Origin of the sequence: Amycolatopsis sp. WAC 04182, assembly GCF_003947465.1 — a bacterium.
Classification (GTDB): domain Bacteria; phylum Actinomycetota; class Actinomycetes; order Mycobacteriales; family Pseudonocardiaceae; genus Amycolatopsis.
The window spans coordinates 579,594-599,727 of sequence record NZ_QHJJ01000007.1 but is presented as its reverse complement, the minus strand read 5'-3'; the positions used below and the strand labels follow the sequence as shown (position 1 = coordinate 599,727).

The window sequence follows — 20,134 nt, the reverse complement described above, 5'->3', positions numbered from 1 at the left end:
GCAAATTTTCTTGCTCTCAAAGGAACCCCAAAACGAGGTTCAAATACATAAGCTCTACTGGCTTAGTTCACTAGCACACTGTTGAGTTCTCAAGCAACACACCCCAGATCACACCGAGCAAAACCCGGCCTTATCCGAAGCAGTCATTTCTAGCAGTTTTTGGTGGGACACCCACTCAATCGCACTGAGCGAGAGCTTGGTTCGTGTCCCGGTCGGCCGCCCGGTTTCCCTGGCGACTTGGAGAACTTTACACGCCCCGGAAGGGCCCGAAACAGGGGGGTACCTTAACTGCGTTTCCGCAGGTCAAGGCCCCTGTTTCGGGCCTGGGCCGCGATCAGCCCCCGACGCGCACGCCGGCGACGTTGCGCTTGCCCTTGCGAACCACGAGCCAGCGGCCGTGCAGTGCGTCGTCCGCGGACGGCTTCCACTCCTCGTCGGCGATCTTCGTGTTGTTGACGTACGCGCCGCCTTCCTTGACGGTGCGACGCGCGGCGCCCTTGCTGTCGACGAGCCCGGCGGCGATCAGCAGGTCGACGATGGTCGACTCGCCGTTCGGGTCGACCTTGCCGTTGGGCACCTCGGCCATGGCGGCGTCGAGGGTCGCCGAGTCGAGCTCGCGCAGCTCTCCCCTGCCGAACAGCGCCTGGCTCGCGGCGATGACCTGACGGGTCGCCTCTTCACCGTGCACCAGGGTCGTGAAGTCCTCCGCCAGCTTCCGCTGCGCGGACCGCAGGTGGGGACGCTGTTCGGTGTCCTCGGCCAGGGCCGCGATCTCCTCCTGCCCGAGGAAGGAGAACATCCGCAGGTAGCGGATGACGTCGGCGTCGGCGACGTTCACGAAGTACTGGAACCACGCGTACGGCGAGGTCATCTCCGGGTCGAGCCAGACGCTGCCGCCGCCGGTGGACTTGCCGAACTTGCGCCCTTCGGTGTCGGTGACCAGCGGCGCGGTCAGCGCGTGGGTGTGGCCACCGTCGGTCCGGCGGATCAGGTCGACGCCGCCGACGAGGTTGCCCCACTGGTCCGAGCCGCCGATCTGCAGCTTGCAGCCGTACTCGCGGTACAGGTGCAGGTAGTCCTGCGACTGCAGCAGCAGGTAGCTGAACTCGGTGTAGGACATGCCGTCGGCCTCGAGGCGGCGCTTCACCGTCTCGCGGTTCAGCATCATGTTGACCGGGAAGTGCTTGCCGACGTCGCGCAGGAACTCGACCACGGTCTGCTTGCCGGTCCAGTTCAGGTTGTTCTCGATGACCGCGCCGGTCGGCGAGTCGTCGAAGTCGACGAAGCGTTCCAGCTGCCCGCGGATCCGGTCCGCCCACTCGGCGACGGTGTCCAGCGTGTTGAGCGTGCGCTCACCGGTGTCGCGCGGGTCGCCGATCATCCCGGTCGCGACGCCCGCCAGCACGATCGGCCGGTGGCCGGCGCGCTGGAAACGGGAGAGCATCAGCAGCGGGACCAGGTTGCCGGCGTGCAGGCTGGGCGCGGTCGGGTCGAATCCGCAATAGAGCGTGAGGGGTCCTTGGTCGAGGTCTCGCCGCAGTGCGTCGATGTCGGTGGATTGCGCGATCAGGCCGCGCCAGGTCAACTCGTCAAGGATGTGCTCGCTCACGCCTGTAGATCCTCCCGCACCAGGTCAACCGACTATCGGCCGGGGGCGGCCGCCCGTCGCTTGCCGCCGCGGCGGTAGGTGGAGACCGCGGGCGATCCGTCGATCCAGAACCGCCACGGCGTGTCCATCGCCATCGCGACACCGACGCGCGGCCCGGTGCGGATGTCCGCTTCGGGAACGCGTTCACCTCTGAACAGCCGGACGGGTGATGCCGGGTCGGTCAGATCGACGCCGTTCTCGGCCCGGTCGATGCCGAGCACCGAGGTGAGGATGGCCGGACCTTTGGCGAGTTCGCCGTTGCCTCGTGCCGACGGCCTGCGCGCCTTGGCGATGTCCGCACCGGACACCACCTCCCCGGCACGCAGCAGCACGGCGCCCGGCTGCCCGTCTTCGGTGCCGACGACGTTCGCGCAGAAGTGCATGCCGTAGACGAAGTACACGTACAGGTGCCCCGCCGGTCCCCACATGACCGCGTTGCGCGGCGTCTTGCCGCGATAACAGTGCGACGCGGGGTCGTCGAGCCCTCGATAGGCCTCGACCTCGACCAGCCGGACGGCGACCGTGCCGTCGGGACCGGTCGCTTCGATCACCGCGCCGAGCAGGAGCGTGGACAGCTCCACCGGATCCAGTGCCAGCTCGCGCCGGGTGAACTGCCCACCGGTCTTCACGTTCCGCACTCCCCTTACGTCGCGTTCTCCCTGGTCGACCTTAACCGGACCGACTATTGAGCAGTCGCTCAAACATGCTCTACAGTGATTTGAGCGGTCGCTCAAACCTGGAGGGGGCTCCATGAGCCGAAGAGCGCTTTACGTCGAAACGGTGATCCGCACCGACCTCGACACGCTGTGGCGGTACACGCAGGATCCGCGTCTGCACGCACGATGGGATCTCCGCTTCTCGCGGATCGAACCGGTCGCGGGTTCGCCGGGGCGGTTCCGGTACACGATCGAGTTCCTGGGGTTCGTCGTCAGCGGGACCGGAACACACGCTGGGGAGAGCACACGCCCGGACGGCGGCCGGACGTCCGCGTTGCGGTTCGCCTCCGCGGATCCGCTGTCGCTGATCAAGTCCGGTTCCGGCTACTGGCGCTACACCCCGGTCGACGGCGGCGTCCGCTTCGTCACCGGCTTCGACTACACCACTCGATGGGGTGTCTTCGGCAAATTCGCCGATCTGCTGTTCCGGCCGCTCTTCGGCTGGATGACGGCCTGGTCGTTCGACAGGCTCCGTCTGTGGCTCGAGACCGGCGGGCCGCCGGAAGCGCTCCCGTTGCTCTCGCCCTCGGCGGGACGCTGCCGCCGGAGCCCGCGGCCGGGCAAGGACGGCGTCGCGCCCCGCATCCTCGACACCTTGGAGCAGGCATGATCTTCCGAGAAGCGCTGGGCGCCGACTTCGCGTCCTTGCACCCGCGGATGCGTGAACGGCTCTCGCTGAGCACGGAGAACCGCGTCGGGATGATCGGCGTCGGCGTGATGGACGAGATCTGGCGCGGCGCCGCGTTCGCCACGCCATTCCTGTGGCTGGGCGCGTCGAGGCACATCCTGTTCCCGGAACGCGGCCGCAACGTCCCTTTCACCATCGAGAACTATCCGTACGTCGACTCGCTCGGCAGGGAGACGGTGTCGTTCGTCCGCACCTTCGAACTGCCGGAACGGCGACGCCGGTTCGACGCGCAGATGGTCTACAGCACCGAGCGCGGGAAGATCGTCGACTACCTGGGGACGCATCAGCATCTCGCCGTCGATCTCGACCTGACGGTACGGCCGGACGGCGGCTTCCACATCCGGTCGGAGGAGTTCCGGCTCCGCGAAGGCCCGTTCCGGTGTGTGGTGCCGCGATCCGTCGTCGGTGTGGCCGAGGTCGACGAGTGGTTCGACGACGAGAGCGGGCTCTTCCGCATCGAGATCCGGGTGACGAACCGGCGGTTCGGGCCGCTGTTCGGTTACCGGGGCGCTTTCGAGGCACGGTTCGTCGATCTGCGGCCGGGGGTGAGCGGCGCGGTGAAGCCCCTGCGTGAGAAGGTCCTGGACTGATGAACGGGCCCAGCACCAAACAGCGGTTGATCGACGGCGCGCTGGAGACGATCCGCACCAGCGGGATCACCGCCGTTTCGGCCAGGACCGTCGCCACCGCGGCGGGTACCAATCAGGCGCTGATCTTCTACCACTTCGGCAGTGTCGAGGAGTTGATCGCGCAGGCCTGCGTGACGGCGACCGAAGGCCGCGTCGCCCACTTTCGCGACCGGTTCGCCGAAGTGACCACGCTCGGCGAACTGCTGGACCTGGGCCGGACCATCCACGCGGAGGAACGCGCCGAGGGGAACATGACCGTCCTCGCCCAGGCGCTCGCCGGCGCGCAGGGCGGCGGACGCCTGGCCGAGGCGACGCGGCAGGCGCTGGACAAATGGGTCCGCGAGGTCCAAGGGACCCTCGACCGGGTGCTGGCCGGTTCGCCGGTGCTCGAACTGGCCGAGACCGAAGGACTCGCTCACGCCGTCTCCGCCGGCTTTCTCGGTCTCACGCTGTTCGAGTCGGTCGATCCGGACGGCGCCGAGCAGGCGTTGAGCGCGCTGGGACAGCTGGCTGTCCTGGTCGACGTCCTCGAAGGGCTCGGACCGGTCGCGACCCGCGCGGTGCGTGCGAAGCTCCGGAAGACCGCGAAGCGATCTTGAAGCGCGTGAAGGCCCCCTTTACGCGGCTCAGCCGAGTAAAGGGGGCCTTCACGCGAGAGGTCAGCTCAGCCAGACGCGGTGTTCGGCGACCCGCGCGACCAGCCGGTCCCGCTGCTCGGCGACCCGCTCCGGAGCGGTACCGCCGCGGGCATTGCGCGAACTCACGGAGCCTTCGACGGTCAGTACCTCGCGCACGGCGGGCGACAGCGCCGGGTTGATCTTCTCGAACTCTTCGTCGGTCAGTTCGTCCAGCCCGACTCCGCGCGCCTCGGCGACGCGGACGCTCTCCCCCGCCGCTTCGTGCGCGACACGGAACGGAACGCCCTGGCGCACCAGCCATTCGGCGATGTCCGTGGCGAGGGTGAAGCCGGCGGGCGCCAGTTCGGCGAGCCGGTCGGTGTGGAAGGTCAGCGTCTCGAGCATGCCCGCGATCGCCGGGAACAACAGTTCCAGTTGCTCGACGGAGTCGAAGACCGGCTCCTTGTCCTCCTGCAGGTCACGGTTGTACGCGAGCGGCTGCGCCTTGAGCGTCGCGAGCAGGCCGGTCAGGTTGCCGATGAGCCGCCCGGCCTTGCCGCGGGTCAGCTCGGCGACGTCGGGGTTCTTCTTCTGCGGCATGATCGAACTGCCGGTCGCCCAGGCGTCGTCGAGGGTGACGTAGCCGAATTCGGCGGTGTTCCAGATGATCACCTCTTCGGCGATCCTGGACAGGTTGACCGCGAGCATCGCGACGTCGAAGGCGAACTCGGCGACGAAATCCCGTGAGGCCGTGCCGTCGATGGAGTTCTCGACGCTGGTGTCGAAGCCCAGCTCCTCGGCGACGGCCTCCGGATCGAGGCCGAGCGAGGACCCCGCGAGCGCGCCGGAGCCATAGGGCGACTCGGCGGTGCGAGCGTCCCAGTCACGCAGCCGGGTGACGTCGCGCAGCAGCGACTGGCCGTGCGCGAGCAGGTGGTGCGCCAGCAGGACCGGTTGGGCGTGCTGCAGGTGGGTGCGGCCGGGGAGGATCGCGTCCGGGTGCCGCTTCGCCTGCGAGACCAGCGCGTCCACGACACCGAGGGTGCCCGCGACCACGCGACGGGCGGCGTCGCGCAGCCACATCCGGAACAGCGTCGCGACCTGGTCGTTGCGCGAACGGCCCGCTCGCAGCTTGCCGCCGAGTTCGGTGCCCGCCCGCTCCAGCAGGCCGCGTTCGAGCGCGGTGTGGACGTCCTCGTCGGCGACGGTCGGGGTGAACGCTCCCGACTCCACGTCCCGCGCGAGGGTGTCCAGCGCGGCGAGCATGCCGGTCAGCTCGTCCTCGGTGAGCAGCCCCGCCTTCCGCAGCACTCGCGCGTGGGCCCGCGACCCGGCGATGTCGTACGGTGCCAGCCGCCAGTCGAAATGGGTCGACGCGCTCAGCGCCGCCATCGCCTCGGCCGGTCCGCTGGCGAACCGGCCGCCCCACAGCTGCACCGGCTGCTCATTCCCGCTCACAACACTCCTCGAATTCTTCGTGGTTCTCTTCAGGCGACTGACCGGTCGAAGGTAGCGCCTGTGGTGAAGTCGTACAGCGCGCGCTCGTCGCGCGCGGAGTTCACGACCGCGTTCCCGCGGTGCAGGACCAGGCGGACCTCGCCGGACACCCGCCCGGTACTGACCTTCTGCAGTTCCTCGTGCGCGGTGACCAGCGCGACCGCGGCCGGTCCCTCGTAGATCTCGCGTCCTCTGAGCCCGAAGGCGCCGACACGGCGGTTCAGCTGCTGGAAGGCTTCCAGCAGCGTCACGGTCTCCCCGTCGATGGCCACCGGAACACCTTCGTCGAAGGTGATGACCAGCTTCTCCGGGTCATCCGGGAAGGCGAACCCGTCAGGCGTCACCTTCGGTCTCCTCACCGCCGTCCACTGTGGACGACCGTCGGGCCAGCGCCATGAAACGCTCGGCCAGGTCTTTGCCGGACAGCGGCTCCCTCGCGATCACCGCGACCGTGTCGTCGCCGGCGATCGAGCCGACGACCTCTTCCAGTGCCGCCCTGTCGATGGCGCTGGCCAGGAACTGCGCCGCACCCGGCGGGGTGCGCAGCACCGTCAGGTTGCCCGACGAGTCCGCCGAAACGAGCAGTTCGGCGAGCAGCCGCGAAAGCCTCGACGTGCCGCCCTGCACCCCGCGTACCGGGCTGCCGTCTTCCGGTATGACATACACCGGCGCGCCGGAATCGGCACCTCGGAGCTTCACCGCGCCCAGTTCGTCGAGGTCCCGCGAAAGCGTCGCCTGCGTGACGTCGATACCCTCCGCCGCCAGGAGCTTCGCGAGCTCGGTCTGGCTGCGGATCGCCATCGTGGACACGAGTTCGGTGATCCGTGCCTGCCGGGTGACCCTGCTGCCGGTCATCGTCGCTTCTCGTCCATCAACCACACCAGCAACGCCTTCTGCGCGTGAAGCCGGTTCTCGGCCTCGTCCCAGACCGCGCTCGCCGGTCCGTCGATGACCTCGTCGGTGATCTCCCAGCCGCGGTGCGCGGGCAGGCAGTGGAGCACGATCGCCTCGTCCGCGGCGCGGCGCATCAGCGCGGCGTTGACCTGCAGCTCACGGAACGGGCCGACCCGGTCGAGGCCGTCGTTCTCCTGGCCCATGGAGGTCCAGGTGTCGGTGACGACGACATCCGCGCCTTCGACGGCGGCGTACGGATCGGTGAACACCGTGGTGCTGCCGCCGGTCTCCGTCGACCGGTGCTTCGCGTCGAGCATGACCTGCTGATCCGGCTGGAAGCCCTCCGGCGAGACGACGCGGACGTGCATCCCGGCCGTGGTCCCGCCCAGCAGCAGCGAATGCGCCATGTTGTTGGCGCCGTCGCCGAGGTACACCAGGGTGAGCCCGGCGAGCTTGCCCTTGCGCTCGCGGATGGTCATCAGGTCGGTGAGCACCTGGCACGGGTGGAACTCGTCGGTGAGCGCGTTGATCACCGGGATGCTCGCCGCCGAGGCCATCGCGTCGATGCGCTTCTGGGCGAAGGTCCGCCAGACGATCGCGTCCAGATACCGCGAAAGCACCCGTGAGGTGTCCTCGATGGTCTCTTCGCGGCCGAGCTGCATGGAGCGGCCGTCGACGATGACCGGGTTCCCGCCGAGCTGGGCGATGCCCACCTCGAAGGAGAACCGGGTCCGGGTGGAGTTCTTCTCGAAGATCGCCGCGACGGACTTGCCCTCCAGCGCGCGGGAGCCGAGCGGCTCGGCCTTCAGCTGGTCGGCGAGGTCCAGGATCTCGGCCTGTTCGGCGGGGCTGAGATCGTCGTCACGGAGGAAGTTGCGGAGCATGCGTTTCGTCTCTGTCCTAGGTGGTGGTGGAATCGAGCGCCCCGGGAAGGGCTTCGAGGAATCCCGCGGCCTCTTCGGCGCTCAGGATCAGCGGCGGTGCCAGCCGGATGGTGTCGGGTGCGATCGGGTTGACGAGGTATCCCGCGTCCTGCGCGGCCTTGGCGACCGTCGCCGAGACCGGTTCGCGCAACGCGATGCCGAGCAGCAGTCCCGCGCCGCGGACCCCCGACACCAGCGGGTGGCCGAGCTCCTCCACGCGGGAAGCGATGTCCTTGCCCAGTGCGGAAACGTGGTCGTTCAGGTTGTCCTTTGCGATGGTCTTGAGCACGGCGAGCCCGGCGGCGCAGCAGATCGGGTTGCCGCCGAAGGTGGTCCCGTGCTGGCCCGGCTTCATCAGCTCCCCCGCCTCGCCGACGCCGATGACCGCGCCGATCGGCAGCCCGCCACCGAGGCCCTTGGCCAGTGTGATGACGTCCGGGACGATGCCGGTGTGCTGGAAGGCGAACCACGCGCCGGTGCGGCCGATGCCGGTCTGTACCTCGTCGAGGACCAGCAGCGTCCCGGTCGCCTTGGTGATCTCCCGCGCGGCCTGGAGATAGCCGTCCGGCGCCGGGACGACGCCTGCCTCCCCGAGGATCGGCTCGAGGAACACCGCCGCGGTTTCGGTGTCCACCGCGGCGCGAAGCGCGTCGACGTCTCCATAGGGAACGTGGGTGACGCCCGGGACCAGCGGCGCGAAAGCGTCCTGCTTCGACGGCTGACCGGTCAGCGAGAGCGCGCCCATGGTGCGCCCGTGGAACGCCCCTTCGCAAGCGACGATCTTGGTCCGTCCCGTGAGCCTGCTGATCTTCAGCGCGGCTTCGTTGGCCTCCGCGCCGGAGTTGACGAACAGCACCTTTCCGTTGCCGGACAGGCCTGCGACGTCCAGGAGGGTTTCGGCGAGCTCGACGGCGACCGGGTTCACGTAGAGGTTCGAGGTGTGCCCGAGTTTCGCGACCTGTTCGGTGACCGCGGCGACCACGGCGGGATGCGCGTGGCCGAGCGCGTTGACCGCGATCCCGCCCAGCAGGTCGACGTACGGTTTGCCGTCGGCGTCCCAGACCTTCGCCCCCTCACCGCGGACCAGGGTCAGCGCCGGGGTGCCGTAGTTGTCCATGAGGGACGACTTCCAGTGCTCCTGGCCGTCTACATTGGACTTGTACGTGGTCACGGGAGCTCCGTTTCGGGGAAGACCATGGTACCGATGCCGCGGGAGGTGAAGACCTCCAGCAAGACCGAATGGGCGATGCGGCCGTCGATCACGTGCGCCCGGCGGACGCCGCCGCGGATGGCGCGCACGCAGGCCTCCATCTTCGGGATCATGCCGCTGGCGAGGCCGGGCAGCAGGGATTCGAGGCGGTCCACGCGGATCCGGTCGACGAGCGAACCGCGATCCGGCCAGTTGGCGTACAGGCCTTCGACGTCGGTGAGCACGACGAGCTTCTCCGCGCCGAGAGCGGCGGCCAGCGCGCCGGCGGCGGTGTCGGCGTTGATGTTGTGCACGACGCCGTCGACGTCCGGGGCCACGGTGGACACGACCGGGATCCGGCCGGCGTTGACGATGTCGAGCACCGCGTCCGGGTTCACCTCGGAGACCTCGCCGACGAGCCCGATGTCGACCGGCACACCGTCCACAGTGGCCTGTTTCCGCTCGGCGGTGAACAGCCGCGCGTCCTCGCCGGAGATGCCGACCGCGTACGGGCCGTGCGCGTTGATCAGGCCGACCAGTTCGCGGCTGACCTGACCGGTCAGCACCATGCGGACGATGTCCATCGTCTCGGGCGTGGTGACGCGCAGGCCGCCCTTGAACTCGCCTTCGACGCCGAGCCGGTTGAGCATCGCGGTGATCTGCGGGCCACCGCCGTGCACCACCACCGGACGCAGCCCGGCCATGCGCAGGAAGACCATGTCCTCGGCGAAGGCCTGCTTGAGGCTCTCGTCGATCATGGCGTTGCCGCCGTACTTGACCACGACGGTGGCGCCGTGGAAACGCTGCAGCCAGGGCAGGGCTTCGATGAGGATCGAGGCCTTTTCGGCGGCGGTCGCGAGCCGCTCGTCCGCGGGGACGGTGGATTCGGAAGGGCTCATGACGAGTACGCGCTGTTCTCTTCGACGTACGCGTGCGAGAGGTCGGTCGTGTAGATCGTCGCCCCGCCTTCGCCGAGACCGAGGTCGACGACGATCTGGATGTCCCGGCCCGAGAGATCGGCCTCGGAACGGTCCGCCGCGGGCGTGCCGCCGGCGAACAGGGTGACACCGTTGATCGCGATGGCGACCTTCTCCGGGTCGATCTTCGCGGGCACCCGGCCCAGCGCCATGGCGATGCGGCCCCAGTTCGGATCCGAACCGAACAGCGCGGTCTTGACCAGGTTGTCCTCGGCGATCGTGCGACCGACGGCGATGGCGTCGGCCTCGCTCGCCGCTCCGGTGACCGTGACGTCGACGTATTTGGTCGCGCCTTCGGAGTCCGCGCGCAGTTGCAGCACGAGGTCGAGACTGACGGTGGTGAGGAGCTCGGTCAGTTCGGCTTCGGTCGGCTCGACGCCGCTGGCGCCGGACGCGAGGACGAGCACCGTGTCGTTCGTGGAAGTCCCGCCGTCGACGTCGAGCCTGTCGAAGGTCACGCCGGTGGCGGCGCGCAGGGCCTTGTCCAAGGCTTCCGGCGTGACGACCGCGTCGGTGGTGAGGACGGAGAGCATCGTCGCGAGGTTCGGGGCGAGCATGCCCGCGCCCTTGGCGAACCCGCCGACGCTCCAGCCGCTGTCGTGCTTCGCGGCCGCCTGCTTCGGCTTGGTGTCGGTGGTCATGATCGCGGTCGCGGCGGCGAGATCGGCGTCGGTACCGGTGCCGAGGCCGGCGAAGGCGGTGTCCACGCCGGAAAGCAGCGCGTCCATCGGCAGCCGCTCGCCGATCAGGCCGGTCGAGCAGACCGCGACCTCGATCGCGCCCGCTTCGAGGAGCTCGGCGACCTTCTCGGCGGTCTTGTGGGTGTCCTGGAAACCACCCGGTCCGGTGGCGGCGTTCGCGCCGCCGGAGTTGAGGACGACGGCCTTGAGGCGCTGTTGCTTGAGCACCTCCTGCGACCACAGGACGGGCGCGGCCTTGATCACGTTGCGCGTGAACACGCCGGCCGCGACCTGCAGCGGCCCGTCGTTGACGACGAGCGTGAGGTCGAGCTTGCCCTCGGCCTTGATCCCGGCGGCGACGCCCGCGGCACGGAATCCCTTCGGCTGGGTGACGGTCACGGAGCGACTCCTACGGTCGGTAGTCCGGTGGTTTCCGGGAGGCCCAGTGCGATGTTCATCGACTGGACGGCACCTCCGGCGGTGCCCTTGGTCAGGTTGTCGATGGCCGCGACCACGATCAGGCGCCGGGTGTCGGCGTCGACGGTGACCTGCAGCTGGACGTTGTTCGAGCCGACGACCGAGGCCGACGACGGCCACTGGCCCGCGGGCAACAGCTGGACGAACGGCTCGGTGGCGTACGCCTTTTCGTAGACCTCACGGGCGCCATCGGCGTCCAGGTCGGTCTTCAGCGGAGCGCTCGCGGTGGTGAGGATCCCGCGCGGCATCGGGGCCAGCACGGGGGTGAACGAGACCTTGACCCGCGCGCCGGAGACCGCGGAAAGGTTCTGCGCGAACTCGGGGGTGTGGCGGTGGGCGCCGCCGACGCCGTACGCGGTGGCCGAGCCCATCACCTCCGAACCGAGGAGGTTCGGCTTCAGGCTCTTGCCCGCGCCCGAGGTCCCGGTGACGGCTACGACGTTGACCTCCGGCTCGACCAGGCCCGCGGCGAGCGCCGGGGCGAGGGCGATCGAACCGCCGGTCGGGAAGCAGCCGGGGACCGCGATGCGCTTCGTCCCGGCGAGGCGCTCACGGGCGCCGGGGAGTTCGGGGAGCCCATACGGCCACTGTCCCGCGTGGTCACCGCCGTACCAGCGCTGCCAGTCGGCCGCGTCCGAGAGGCGGTGGTCCGCGCCGAGGTCGACCACCAGGACGTCCGGACCCAGCTGCGCGGCGATGGCGCCGGAGTGGCCGTGTGGCAGGGCGAGGAAGACGACGTCGTGCCCGGCCAGGGTGTCCGGGGTCGTCTCCAGCAGGACACGGTCGGCCAGTGGTGCGAGGTGCGGCTGGTGCTGGACGAGCGGCGTCCCCGCGGAACTGGCCGCGGTGAGCGCGCCGATCTGGACTTCGGGATGGGTCAGCAGCAGGCGCAGGAGTTCGCCTCCCGCGTACCCGCTGGCTCCGGCCACCGCGATCTTCACCGTCATACGAATGATTATGCACTCCCATGCAAGTTCAATCAAACAAAGTCGTGTGGCTCACCCGATTCGGGCCTTCGGCCGGGCATCCTTGACCGCATGACTGACACGCCCGCCCGGCTGCTGAGCCTGCTGTCGCTCCTGCAGACCCCTCGCGAGTGGCCTGGCAGCGAGCTCGCCGAGCGGCTGGAGGTCAGTCCGCGGACCATCCGGCGCGACATCGACCGCTTGCGTGAGCTCGGTTACCCCGTCGAGGCGTCGCGGGGTTCCGAAGGCGGCTACCGGCTGGGCGCCGGCACGGCGATGCCGCCGCTGCTGCTCGACGACGAGGAGGCCGTCGCGATCGCGGTCGGTCTCCGTGGCGCCGCCGGGCAGGCGATCTCGGGGATCGAGGAGTCTTCGGTGCGGGCGCTGGCCAAACTCGAGCAGGTGCTGCCGTCGCGGCTCCGGTACCGCGTCAGCGCGCTGGGCGCCGCGACCGTGCCGATCCCGGGCACCGGAGCCGCGGTGGATCCGGAGCACCTCACGGTCTTCGCCGGCGCGATCGCCAACACCGAACGGACGCGGTTCACCTATCGCACCGGCGACGGGACCGAATCCCGGCGGCACGTGGAACCGCACCGGCTCGTCTCCGCCGGGCGCCGGTGGTACCTCCTCGGCTACGACCTCGACCGGGACGACTGGCGGATCTTCCGCGCGGACCGGATCTCGGAACCGCGGGCGACCGGCGGCCGGGCGTCGCCGAGACAGCCACCCGCGAAGGACGTGGCGGCCTATGTCACCGACAAGATGTACAGCCTCCTTCCCACCTACAGCGCACGCGTGACCCTGCACGCGCCGATCGGCCAGGTCTCCCCCGCGCTCGGCGAGGGATCCGGCGAGCTGGAACCGATCGACGACGAGAGCTGCGTTTTCCACGCGGGCACGGACACCCTGGACTGGCTCGCGTTCCGCATCCTCGGGCTCGGCTGTGAATTCACCGTGCACGAACCGCCGGAACTGATCGGTCACCTCAAGGAGATGGCCGCCAGGGCTCGGCGCGGAACGAAGTCCACAGTGGACTGACGGCGGCCGCGAGGACTTGCCCGTCCTCGCGGCCGCCCCGATTCAGCCGAGTTCACCCACCTCTCGTCTGCTCGGCGGGATCGGGAGATACGCGCCCCGGCGCTCGGGGTCGCAGCCGACCCTGGGCAACCGGGCCCTGATCCCGCCCGGTGTCCGCTCGAACCGCCGCGCGATCTCCTCGACGCTTTCGCCGGCCAGCCAACGGCTTTCCAGTTCCGCGTCCAGCTCGTCGGACCACGGCGAGCCCTGATGTGCGGGGCGGTCCGCCGATCTTCGGCGGCCGTTCCTGCCGTTACCTCGCCCGGCGAACGCCAGGAGGGTGTCGGAAAGGACGGTCGCCAAGGCCGGTATGGCTTCGGCGTCCATGTCGAGCCTGCCTTCGGCGACAGGCTCCTCCTGCGGTCCGGCTCCGCCGACCATGACGGTCACCCAGCGGTCTTCCCCGGCCGCGCCGCCACCCTCACGGGCGGCGACCTCGATGCGATAAACGGTGTCCTGCACGCGGATCTCGGTCCGGTGCTCTTCGACGATGGTCATGCCGGGGACGGTAAGGGGCGGGCCCGACAGTTTCCCGGCGCGGCGAGGGGATTCGGTGCGTGACCGGAACTTTCATCGCGTTCGGGGACGAGAGGGTGCCGGTCACGCACTATCGGCCACCCCTGTTGCCGCACCTAAGTGATCCAGACCCCGGTCGCCCGCGAGTTAGCTTTGCGCACAGACCGGTACGGATCGACGATTTTCGGGGAGGAAACATGAAAACCACAGCACGTCGGATGTCGCTTTTCGTGACGATGCTCGTGCTCACGATCGGGACCGTCTTCGCCACGCCCGCTTCGGCCGGGACGACGGCGTCCACCACCGCGCAGGCCACCTGCACCGGATCGGATCACTGCTGGTTCACCTGGGGTCGTATCCAGGCGGGCGACTGCACGATGGACAACGCGAAATGGACGCTCAGACGCAACGGGAGCGCTTCGTTCGAAGCGACGATCGTCAGCAGCGACAGCAACGACGCGTGGCTGATGTGGGTGAACACCTTGGACAGCAACGGCATCGTCCTCGGGCCCATCCATCACGGCGGTGACACCAAGTTCGTCAAGGGCACCGTCAAGAACGTGTGGCACTGGTGGTTCGCCGAGGGTTCGTTCGACGCCGGGTTCTTCGACCGCATCCACAGCATGCGGATGACGAGCCACTGCTAGCGGTCGGGCGGCGCTCAGTCGCATTGGAACACTGACACGATTCCCGTGCCTGACAAAGGGATGAAGGCTCCCTTCACCGCATCAGATGCGGTGAAGGGAGCCTTCATCCCACCACCAACGGCTCAGAAAGGCAGCGCCTGAGCCAGCGCCTCCTTCTTCACTTCGGTGACCGAGGACGGCACATCGGACTTGGCGGCCGCGGAAGCACCGGCGGGAACCGGTGCCGGCACCGCGCCGCACTGCACGTCCGAACCGTTGCCCGGCTTGCGCACCGGCAGCTTTCCGGTCAGCAGGTAGTCCGCGATCTTGTCGTCCACACAGGACACACCGGACAGCGAGCCCGAGTGCGTCGTGCCACCCGGAGCGCTGATCAGGCTGGAGTTCGGGTAGCGCTTGCGGACCTCGATGCTGCCGGGGTACGGCGTCGCGGCGTCGTTCTCCTCGTTGACCAGCAGGATGCCGGGGACCTTGCTCCCGTCGATCTCCACCGGCTTGCCCGGCTTCGCGGGCCAGTCGAGGCACGGCGCGTTGAACCAGGCGTTGCCCCAGGTTTCGAACGGCGCCCGGAAGTGCGTGACCCAGTTGTCGAACTTCCAGCGGGGCCAGCTCTGCGGCCACGCCACGTCGGTGCACTGCACGGCCGCGTACACCGCGTAGCCGTTGTCCTGGCCCGGCGGGTTGGAGCCGTCGTACAGGCCCTTCAAGGTCTGCCAGTCACCCTTGTGCACCCAGCCGGCGAACGCGTTCGCGATGTCTTCCCAGCCGAACACGTAGTAGCCGGCCTGGAGGAAGATGTCCGTCCACTCGGAACCGCCGATGACGCCGCCCGCGGGCTTGTCGTACAGCTTCTTCTGCTCGGCGTACCACAGCTTCTCGACCGCGGCCGCGGTCTTGCCGAGGTGGTAGACGTCGTCGTACTTCGCGATCCAGCCGAAGTAGGTCTTGATGTTCTTGTCGAAGGCGATGTCCTGGTTCAGGTTCGCCTTGTACCAGACGTCGCGGGGGTCGACGGTGCCGTCGAACACCATCCGCCGCACGTTCTGCGGGAACAGCGTGCTGTAGACCTGCCCGAGGTAGGTGCCGTAGGAGAAGCCGTAGTAGTTGATCTGCTTCTCGCCCAGCGCCTTGCGCAGGCTGTCGACGTCCTTCGCCACATCGATCGTCTTGATGTGGTCGAGGATCGCGCCGTTCTTGGCGCACGCCTTCGCGTAGCCCTTCGCCTTCTCACGCCACGCCGTCTCGATGGCGCGCGTGGTCGGCACGTACTGCGGGCGGTTGTAGGAGGCGTAGTTCCCGTCGCAGGTCAGGGACGGCTTGCTCTCCCCGACGCCGCGCGGGTCGAAGCCGATCCAGTCGTACTCCTCACCGGCCTTCTTGGGGACGGCCCTGCCGAGGGTCGACAGGCCGAGGCCGGAGCCACCGGGTCCGCCCGGGTTGACCAGCATGACCCCCTGCGACTCGGCGGCCTTGTGCTTCACTCGCGAGACGGCGATCGAGATCTTCTCCCCGCCGGGCTTCGCGTAGTCCAACGGGACCTCGAGGAAACCGCATTCCGCGCCGGCCTTGACCAGGCTCGGGCGAGTACAGGCTCCCCAGGAGATGGGCTTCGGATCGAAGTCCGACGCCGAGGCGGCCGTGGCGGAGGGAGCGAGCGCCATGGTGCCGACGCCGATCCCCGCGACCGCCAGGGCGGCAACGAATTTCTTCACTGTGTTCCTTTTCGTCCGCGTTCGACCCGGTCGGGCCGAAGCTACCGAGAACCGGCTTCAATCTCGCTGACCGACACGTTGACCGCCATCCCTCTTTAGTCGGTATCCAGGCTGAGAACGGGGCCCGATCCGGGCATATCCGTCTTGTCGGTCCCCTGTCGTACGCTCGCGGCGCCCACTGGGGAAAGGAGAACGCGTGGACGAGGTGAAAAGCCTGGTTTCGGCGGTTCGCAACGGTTTGGCCGGGCTGGCCGATCCGGGAAAGGCTCCGTCGATGCGGGCGTACATGAAGTCGGAGATGCCGTTCCTCGGTGTGGCTTCCCCGCCTCGGACGGCGTTGCTGAAGCGGGTTTACGCCGAACATCCGCTACCCGATCGAGTGAGTTTCTCGACGGCGATTCTCACCTTGTGGCGTGAAGCGGACTTCCGTGAAGAGCGCTACGCGGCGATCGCGCTGTCCGGCCACCGTGCCTACGTCCGCTGGCAGGACGGCGATCTGCTCGGCCTGTACGAGGAGATGATCGTGACCGGCGCCTGGTGGGATTACGTGGACGAAGTCGCGATCCGCCGGGTCGGGCCGATCCTGCGGGCGGAGCCGGAGACGATGACCACGCGGATGCTGACCTGGGCCTACGACGAGGACAGGTGGCGTCGCCGCACGTCGGTCATCTGCCAGATCGGCGCCAAGGGCGGAACGGACACCGACCTGCTCACCCGCGCGGTCGAAGCCAACCTCGACGACAAGGACTTCTTCCTGCGCAAAGGGATCGGCTGGGCCCTGCGCGAGTACGCGAAGACCGAGCCGGACTGGGTGCGCGCCTTCGTCACCGCGCATCCGGCATTGTCCACGCTGTCCAGGAAGGAGGCGCTCAAGCACCTGGGCGAGTGAGCACCGGCCGGGGAACGAGGGCGATGAGGTCATCGATCACTCCACCGAGTTCGGGCACCAGCTCTCGGAGGTCCTTCAGGTCGCGGAGCAGGATGAGTCGCGTCTCGCGGGGCGGATCCTTCTCCAGCAACGCCTTCAGTTCGCGTGTCGCGTCGGCGTGACGTCCGAGGGCGACGAGGTAGAAGAGCGGCTGCACCCGGTCCTCCCAGCCGAGGTCTCCTGCCGCGTTCCGCGTGACCGCTTCGTCGAGGCCGGCGGCGAGGGACCGGTGGGCTTCCTCCGTCCTTCCGGTTTTCAGCCAGGCGATCGCGAGGAGGTTGCGGGCCCAGACGGACTCCGGCGTGAGCGGACGCAGGATGTCCATCGCCTCGTCCGTCTGGCCCGCGAACAGCAAGGCCTCCGCGAGGTTCTCGCGGTGTTCGGTGTCCTCGGGCTCGGAGGCGGCCAGTTCGCGCAGTTCCCGGATGGCTTCCCCGTATCGGCCCGCCTGGCGGTGGATGTCCGCGCGCAGGGCGCCGGTCTCGTCGTCCCCGGCGATCAGCGCGCTGTCCACATCGGACAACGCGCCTTCGAAATCCCCGAAGACGAGGCGGTGGTGGGCACGCCGGTAGAAGGCGTATCCCTCGTCCTGCCCCAGCCGGACCCCCTCGTCGAACGCGGCGCGGGCTTCCTCGTGCCGGTCGAGACCTCTGAGGATGTCTCCCCGGGTGGTGTGGAAGAAGGCCATCTCCGGGCTCGCCGCGACCGCGACGTCGATGTCGGCGAGGGCGGCCTGGTGATCGCCGGACCTCCGGTGCGTCATCGCGCGCCGGGCGTGCGCCAGCACGTTACCGGGTTCGAGTTCGATCACGCGGCTCAAGGACACCAGCGCTTCGCCGTTCCTTCCCAGGCGACTCAGCACCATCCCACGCTGGAGGTGATTCTCGGCGTCTTCGGGAGCCAGTTCGATCGCGCGCTCGTAGTCGGCGAGCGCTGCCACGCGATCCTCCAGACCGTCGTGCGCCTGGCCGCGCATGTAATACGCCCACTCGTAGTCCGGGTCGATCCGGAGCGCGGTGGTGAAGCCGTCGACGGCGAGCCGGTGCCGCTTGCCACGGTGGTGGAACGCGGCCCGGAGCGCATGGGCACTGGCACTGTCCGGGTCCGCCGCGACGATCGCGTCGAAAGTCGCCGACGCGGCGTCCACGTCTCCGGCCTGCTCGAGGAACGACGCCAGCTCGGTCAGGTAGAACACGTCCTTCGGGCGGAGGGCGACGGCCGCGCGGTGGCCGGCGAGAGCCTCTTCCTTGTCTCCCAGTTCGGCGAACAACGTGGCCCGATAGTGGACGGCCCAGGCGTAGTCGGGATCGAGCCGGATCGCGATGTCGACCTCGTCGATCGCCTTCCGGATGTCGCCGCGCTTGAAGTACACCTCGCTCCGGATGGTGTAGGCCCAGCGGTGATCGGGCTGGAGGCGAACGGCCTCGTCGAGGTCGGCCATCGCCCCCTCGAGGTCGCCGAGCTCGGCCCTGGCCGAACCGCGCCCACGCCATGAGTAGGCGTAGGTGGGATCGAGTTCGATCGCCCGGTCCAGATCCGGCAATGCCCGGTGCCAGTCGCCCTCGTTGTGGAACAGGTTGCCCCGATCGCTCCACGCGTAGGGATCGGCGGGATTCAGATCGACGGCCCGGTCGAAGTCCCGTTTCGCCGCGGCGACGTCGTCTTGCCCTTCGTAGGCCCACGCGCGGCGCCGGAGCACCGTGGAAAGGCGGGCGGCGTCGAGCTCACCCGCACCGGCGAGCAGATCGAGCACCGGGATCTCACCTTCGCCGACGGCGGCGGCCAGGCGCTGTCCCCAGTCCAGTACCGCGGGCGCGTCCGCGTCGGCACCCGCCTGCTCCATCATGCGCGCCCAAACGCGGGCGGGAGCGGTGCCGGTGGTGATCATCTCGGCGGCGCCGAGCAGCGCGTCCGGCAGTGCCTCGGCCGGATCGCCGCAGAGCCGGTGGTAGGTCTGTTCGAGCTTCCGCTTCTGCCAGCGCTCGTCGTTCCACGCATCGCGGTGACGGCTGAAGCCGAGTTCGGCGCACCGGCCTTCGTAGTACTCGCTGAGCCTGAGATGACGTTCGGCGAACTCGGCGGGCGAACGGCCGCGTTCCATGCGCACCATCGGGCCGCGGACCACCGGGTGATAGCGCACCGGGAGCTCACGGCGCCCGACGAACGGCAGTTCGCGCAGCCAGCGGAAGATCTCCCCTGCGTTTTCCTTGCCGGTCAGCACGCCGAGGACGTCCTCGTCCAGGAAGCGGGGCAACGACGCCGTGGCGGCGATGTCCTTCCTGGCCTTTTCGGGAACCCAGTGCAGGAACCGCTTGACCGCGTCGTCGCTGGGATCGCCGACGGCGTCCGCTTCGGCGGGATTCCCGCGGGCCAGCATGGCGACCAGGACGGGCAGGCCGTCGGTCAGCCGCAGCACGATCTCGACGACCTTTTCGTCGGTGATCCCGTGCTCGGCGAGCAGGCTGCGTGCCTCCGGTTCGGTGAACGGCCGGAGTTCGATCTCGCGCACCAGCGGCGCGTGCCGGTTCCATTTCGCCTCGTCCAGCGGGAACTGGCCCGCGACGGTGAGCACCAGGTTCTGCGGGAGATCGCCGTACAGTCCGCCGAACAGGTCGAGCAGCCAGGTCTCCAGTACCGGCGCCGTCCGTTCGAAGGTGTCGAAGAACAGCGCGATCTGCCGGGTCTCCGGAATACGCCAGAGATCTTCGACGAACGGTTTGGTCAGCTCCTCCGCCGGTTCCAGGAGCAGCTGGACATCGGCCTTCCGCTTGAACTTCGCCGCGAGGTAGACCTGCAACTGCTCCAGCTGTTTCGCCGTCGCGTCCGCGTCGATCGCGTCGGCGGCGATGCTCCCGCCGGGAAGGGTCTTCGCCACGCCGAGGCCGGCTTTGACCACGGTCTTCGTCACGAGCTCGCGGCCCGCCGCCGGAGCCTGCGGATCGTTGTGGAGCCGTTCCCTCGCCTTGAGGTAGGACTCGTAGCGTTTCTCGAACCGGCGCATCTCGTGTCCGGCGCGAGCGAGGTCCTTCGCCAGTTTGACCAGTGTCGCGGGCAGATCCTGCTGCCGGTCGTCCGCGAACCCGACGGCGGCGCGGGTTTCCTCGGCGATACCGCGAAGCTGGTCGAGCAGGAAGGACTTGCCGACCCCGGCGAGACCATGCACCGAGTACAGATACCGGCGGCGCCGGTCGCTCCCTGGCAGCCCCAGATTGCCCCGGAAGTCCTCGCGTTCCCCGACCCTGCCGACGAAACCGTCGCTCAGCCGGGCGCGGGCGATGTCTTGGATACTGGACCGACCGTCTGGACGTGACACAAGTCCTCACTTTGCCACACCTGAAGCGCGTGAAGGCCCCCTTT

19 protein-coding genes are annotated in these 20,134 nt (G+C 68.7%); 6 read left to right on the top strand and 13 right to left on the bottom strand.

What is annotated here, in order from left to right:
- Positions 1–334: 334 nt before the first annotated feature.
- A complete protein-coding gene (gene tyrS, locus DMH01_RS34980; RefSeq protein ID WP_125682428.1) occupies positions 335–1,609 on the bottom strand; it encodes a tyrosine--tRNA ligase in 1,275 nt (424 codons plus the stop codon).
- A 32-nt stretch (positions 1,610–1,641) separates the two neighbouring features.
- Complete coding sequence (locus DMH01_RS34975; RefSeq protein WP_125682426.1) at positions 1,642–2,277, bottom strand: DNA-3-methyladenine glycosylase; 636 nt, start codon at positions 2,275–2,277, stop codon at positions 1,642–1,644.
- Between the two features lie 121 nt (positions 2,278–2,398).
- Here DMH01_RS34975 and DMH01_RS34970 point away from each other — a divergent pair, with 121 nt between their 5' ends.
- The 3 genes from DMH01_RS34970 to DMH01_RS34960 are packed head-to-tail and all read left to right on the top strand — an operon-like array spanning position 2,399 to position 4,280.
- Positions 2,399–2,974: an SRPBCC family protein gene (locus DMH01_RS34970; RefSeq protein ID WP_125682424.1), complete on the top strand. Its 576-nt coding sequence runs from the start codon at positions 2,399–2,401 to the stop codon at positions 2,972–2,974.
- The gene (locus DMH01_RS34965) at positions 2,971–3,642 is read left to right on the top strand and encodes a DUF4166 domain-containing protein (protein WP_125682422.1); all 672 of its coding nucleotides are present in this window, start codon (positions 2,971–2,973) and stop codon (positions 3,640–3,642) included. Before DMH01_RS34970 ends, DMH01_RS34965 begins: the two co-directional genes overlap by 4 nt.
- Entirely contained in the window at positions 3,642–4,280 is a 639-nt protein-coding gene (locus tag DMH01_RS34960; protein ID WP_125682420.1) for a TetR/AcrR family transcriptional regulator, read from the top strand. The genes DMH01_RS34965 and DMH01_RS34960 overlap by 1 nt, the downstream gene beginning before the upstream one ends.
- Positions 4,281–4,340: 60 nt before the next feature.
- Here DMH01_RS34960 and argH read toward each other — a convergent pair whose 3' ends face one another.
- From argH to argC, 8 genes are read right to left on the bottom strand one after another with little or no spacing between them, the layout of a single operon-like run.
- Positions 4,341–5,756, bottom strand: a complete 1,416-nt coding sequence (gene argH / locus DMH01_RS34955; protein ID WP_125682418.1) for an argininosuccinate lyase — start codon at positions 5,754–5,756, stop codon at positions 4,341–4,343.
- Positions 5,757–5,785: 29 nt separating this feature from the next.
- Positions 5,786–6,139, bottom strand: coding sequence for an argininosuccinate synthase domain-containing protein (locus DMH01_RS34950; RefSeq protein ID WP_125682416.1), 354 nt, complete (start codon positions 6,137–6,139; stop codon positions 5,786–5,788).
- Complete coding sequence (locus DMH01_RS34945; protein WP_034321647.1) at positions 6,129–6,650, bottom strand: arginine repressor; 522 nt, start codon at positions 6,648–6,650, stop codon at positions 6,129–6,131. The genes DMH01_RS34950 and DMH01_RS34945 overlap by 11 nt, the downstream gene beginning before the upstream one ends.
- Positions 6,647–7,573, bottom strand: coding sequence for an ornithine carbamoyltransferase (argF, locus tag DMH01_RS34940; protein WP_125682414.1), 927 nt, complete (start codon positions 7,571–7,573; stop codon positions 6,647–6,649). Before argF ends, DMH01_RS34945 begins: the two co-directional genes overlap by 4 nt.
- Positions 7,574–7,589: 16 nt before the next feature.
- A complete protein-coding gene (locus tag DMH01_RS34935; RefSeq protein ID WP_125682412.1) occupies positions 7,590–8,783 on the bottom strand; it encodes an acetylornithine transaminase in 1,194 nt (397 codons plus the stop codon).
- Positions 8,780–9,700 carry an acetylglutamate kinase gene (gene argB, locus DMH01_RS34930; protein WP_125682410.1) on the bottom strand — a complete coding sequence of 307 codons (921 nt, stop codon included), beginning with the start codon at positions 9,698–9,700 and terminating at the stop codon, positions 8,780–8,782. Before argB ends, DMH01_RS34935 begins: the two co-directional genes overlap by 4 nt.
- The gene (gene argJ / locus DMH01_RS34925) at positions 9,697–10,857 is read right to left on the bottom strand and encodes a bifunctional glutamate N-acetyltransferase/amino-acid acetyltransferase ArgJ (protein ID WP_125682408.1); all 1,161 of its coding nucleotides are present in this window, start codon (positions 10,855–10,857) and stop codon (positions 9,697–9,699) included. The genes argB and argJ overlap by 4 nt, the downstream gene beginning before the upstream one ends.
- A complete protein-coding gene (argC, locus tag DMH01_RS34920) occupies positions 10,854–11,882 on the bottom strand; it encodes an N-acetyl-gamma-glutamyl-phosphate reductase (protein ID WP_125682406.1) in 1,029 nt (342 codons plus the stop codon). Before argC ends, argJ begins: the two co-directional genes overlap by 4 nt.
- Before the next feature lie 90 nt (positions 11,883–11,972).
- Here argC and DMH01_RS34915 point away from each other — a divergent pair, with 90 nt between their 5' ends.
- Positions 11,973–12,938, top strand: a complete 966-nt coding sequence (locus DMH01_RS34915; RefSeq protein ID WP_125682404.1) for a YafY family protein — start codon at positions 11,973–11,975, stop codon at positions 12,936–12,938.
- Positions 12,939–12,980: 42 nt separating this feature from the next.
- Here the strand turns inward: DMH01_RS34915 and DMH01_RS34910 are convergent, their stop codons facing one another.
- Positions 12,981–13,475 (bottom strand): helix-turn-helix domain containing protein, encoded by a 495-nt coding sequence (locus DMH01_RS34910; RefSeq protein WP_125682402.1) that lies wholly within the window; start codon positions 13,473–13,475, stop codon positions 12,981–12,983.
- 215 nt (positions 13,476–13,690) lie between these two features.
- Between DMH01_RS34910 and DMH01_RS34905 the strand changes: the two genes are divergently transcribed.
- Positions 13,691–14,140, top strand: a complete 450-nt coding sequence (locus DMH01_RS34905) for a DUF6294 family protein (protein WP_125682400.1) — start codon at positions 13,691–13,693, stop codon at positions 14,138–14,140.
- Positions 14,141–14,262: 122 nt separating this feature from the next.
- On the opposite strand, the gene DMH01_RS34900 is transcribed toward DMH01_RS34905, so the two are convergent.
- Entirely contained in the window at positions 14,263–15,849 is a 1,587-nt protein-coding gene (locus DMH01_RS34900) for an alpha/beta hydrolase (RefSeq protein WP_125682398.1), read from the bottom strand.
- Between the two features lie 196 nt (positions 15,850–16,045).
- On the opposite strand from DMH01_RS34900, the gene DMH01_RS34895 reads away from it, so the two are divergent.
- Positions 16,046–16,738 carry a DNA alkylation repair protein gene (locus DMH01_RS34895; RefSeq protein WP_125682396.1) on the top strand — a complete coding sequence of 231 codons (693 nt, stop codon included), beginning with the start codon at positions 16,046–16,048 and terminating at the stop codon, positions 16,736–16,738.
- On the opposite strand, the gene DMH01_RS34890 is transcribed toward DMH01_RS34895, so the two are convergent.
- Complete coding sequence (locus DMH01_RS34890) at positions 16,719–20,090, bottom strand: tetratricopeptide repeat protein (RefSeq protein WP_125682394.1); 3,372 nt, start codon at positions 20,088–20,090, stop codon at positions 16,719–16,721. The genes DMH01_RS34895 and DMH01_RS34890 overlap by 20 nt on opposite strands.
- Between the last annotated feature and the right edge of the window lie 44 nt (positions 20,091–20,134).

Excerpts from the sequence above, each read along its gene's own strand:
- DMH01_RS34970 (WP_125682424.1), top strand. The coding sequence starts at position 2,399 with ATGAGCCGAAGAGCGCTTTACGTCGAAACGGTGATCCGCACCGACCTC.
- DMH01_RS34965 (WP_125682422.1), top strand. The coding sequence starts at position 2,971 with ATGATCTTCCGAGAAGCGCTGGGCGCCGACTTCGCGTCCTTGCACCCG.
- DMH01_RS34960 (WP_125682420.1), top strand. The coding sequence starts at position 3,642 with ATGAACGGGCCCAGCACCAAACAGCGGTTGATCGACGGCGCGCTGGAG.
- DMH01_RS34945 (WP_034321647.1), bottom strand. The coding sequence starts at position 6,650 with ATGACCGGCAGCAGGGTCACCCGGCAGGCACGGATCACCGAACTCGTG.
- argF (WP_125682414.1), bottom strand. The coding sequence starts at position 7,573 with ATGCTCCGCAACTTCCTCCGTGACGACGATCTCAGCCCCGCCGAACAG.
- argB (WP_125682410.1), bottom strand. The coding sequence starts at position 9,700 with ATGAGCCCTTCCGAATCCACCGTCCCCGCGGACGAGCGGCTCGCGACC.
- argC (WP_125682406.1), bottom strand. The coding sequence starts at position 11,882 with ATGACGGTGAAGATCGCGGTGGCCGGAGCCAGCGGGTACGCGGGAGGC.
- DMH01_RS34915 (WP_125682404.1), top strand. The coding sequence starts at position 11,973 with ATGACTGACACGCCCGCCCGGCTGCTGAGCCTGCTGTCGCTCCTGCAG.
- DMH01_RS34910 (WP_125682402.1), bottom strand. The coding sequence starts at position 13,475 with ATGACCATCGTCGAAGAGCACCGGACCGAGATCCGCGTGCAGGACACC.
- DMH01_RS34905 (WP_125682400.1), top strand. The coding sequence starts at position 13,691 with ATGAAAACCACAGCACGTCGGATGTCGCTTTTCGTGACGATGCTCGTG.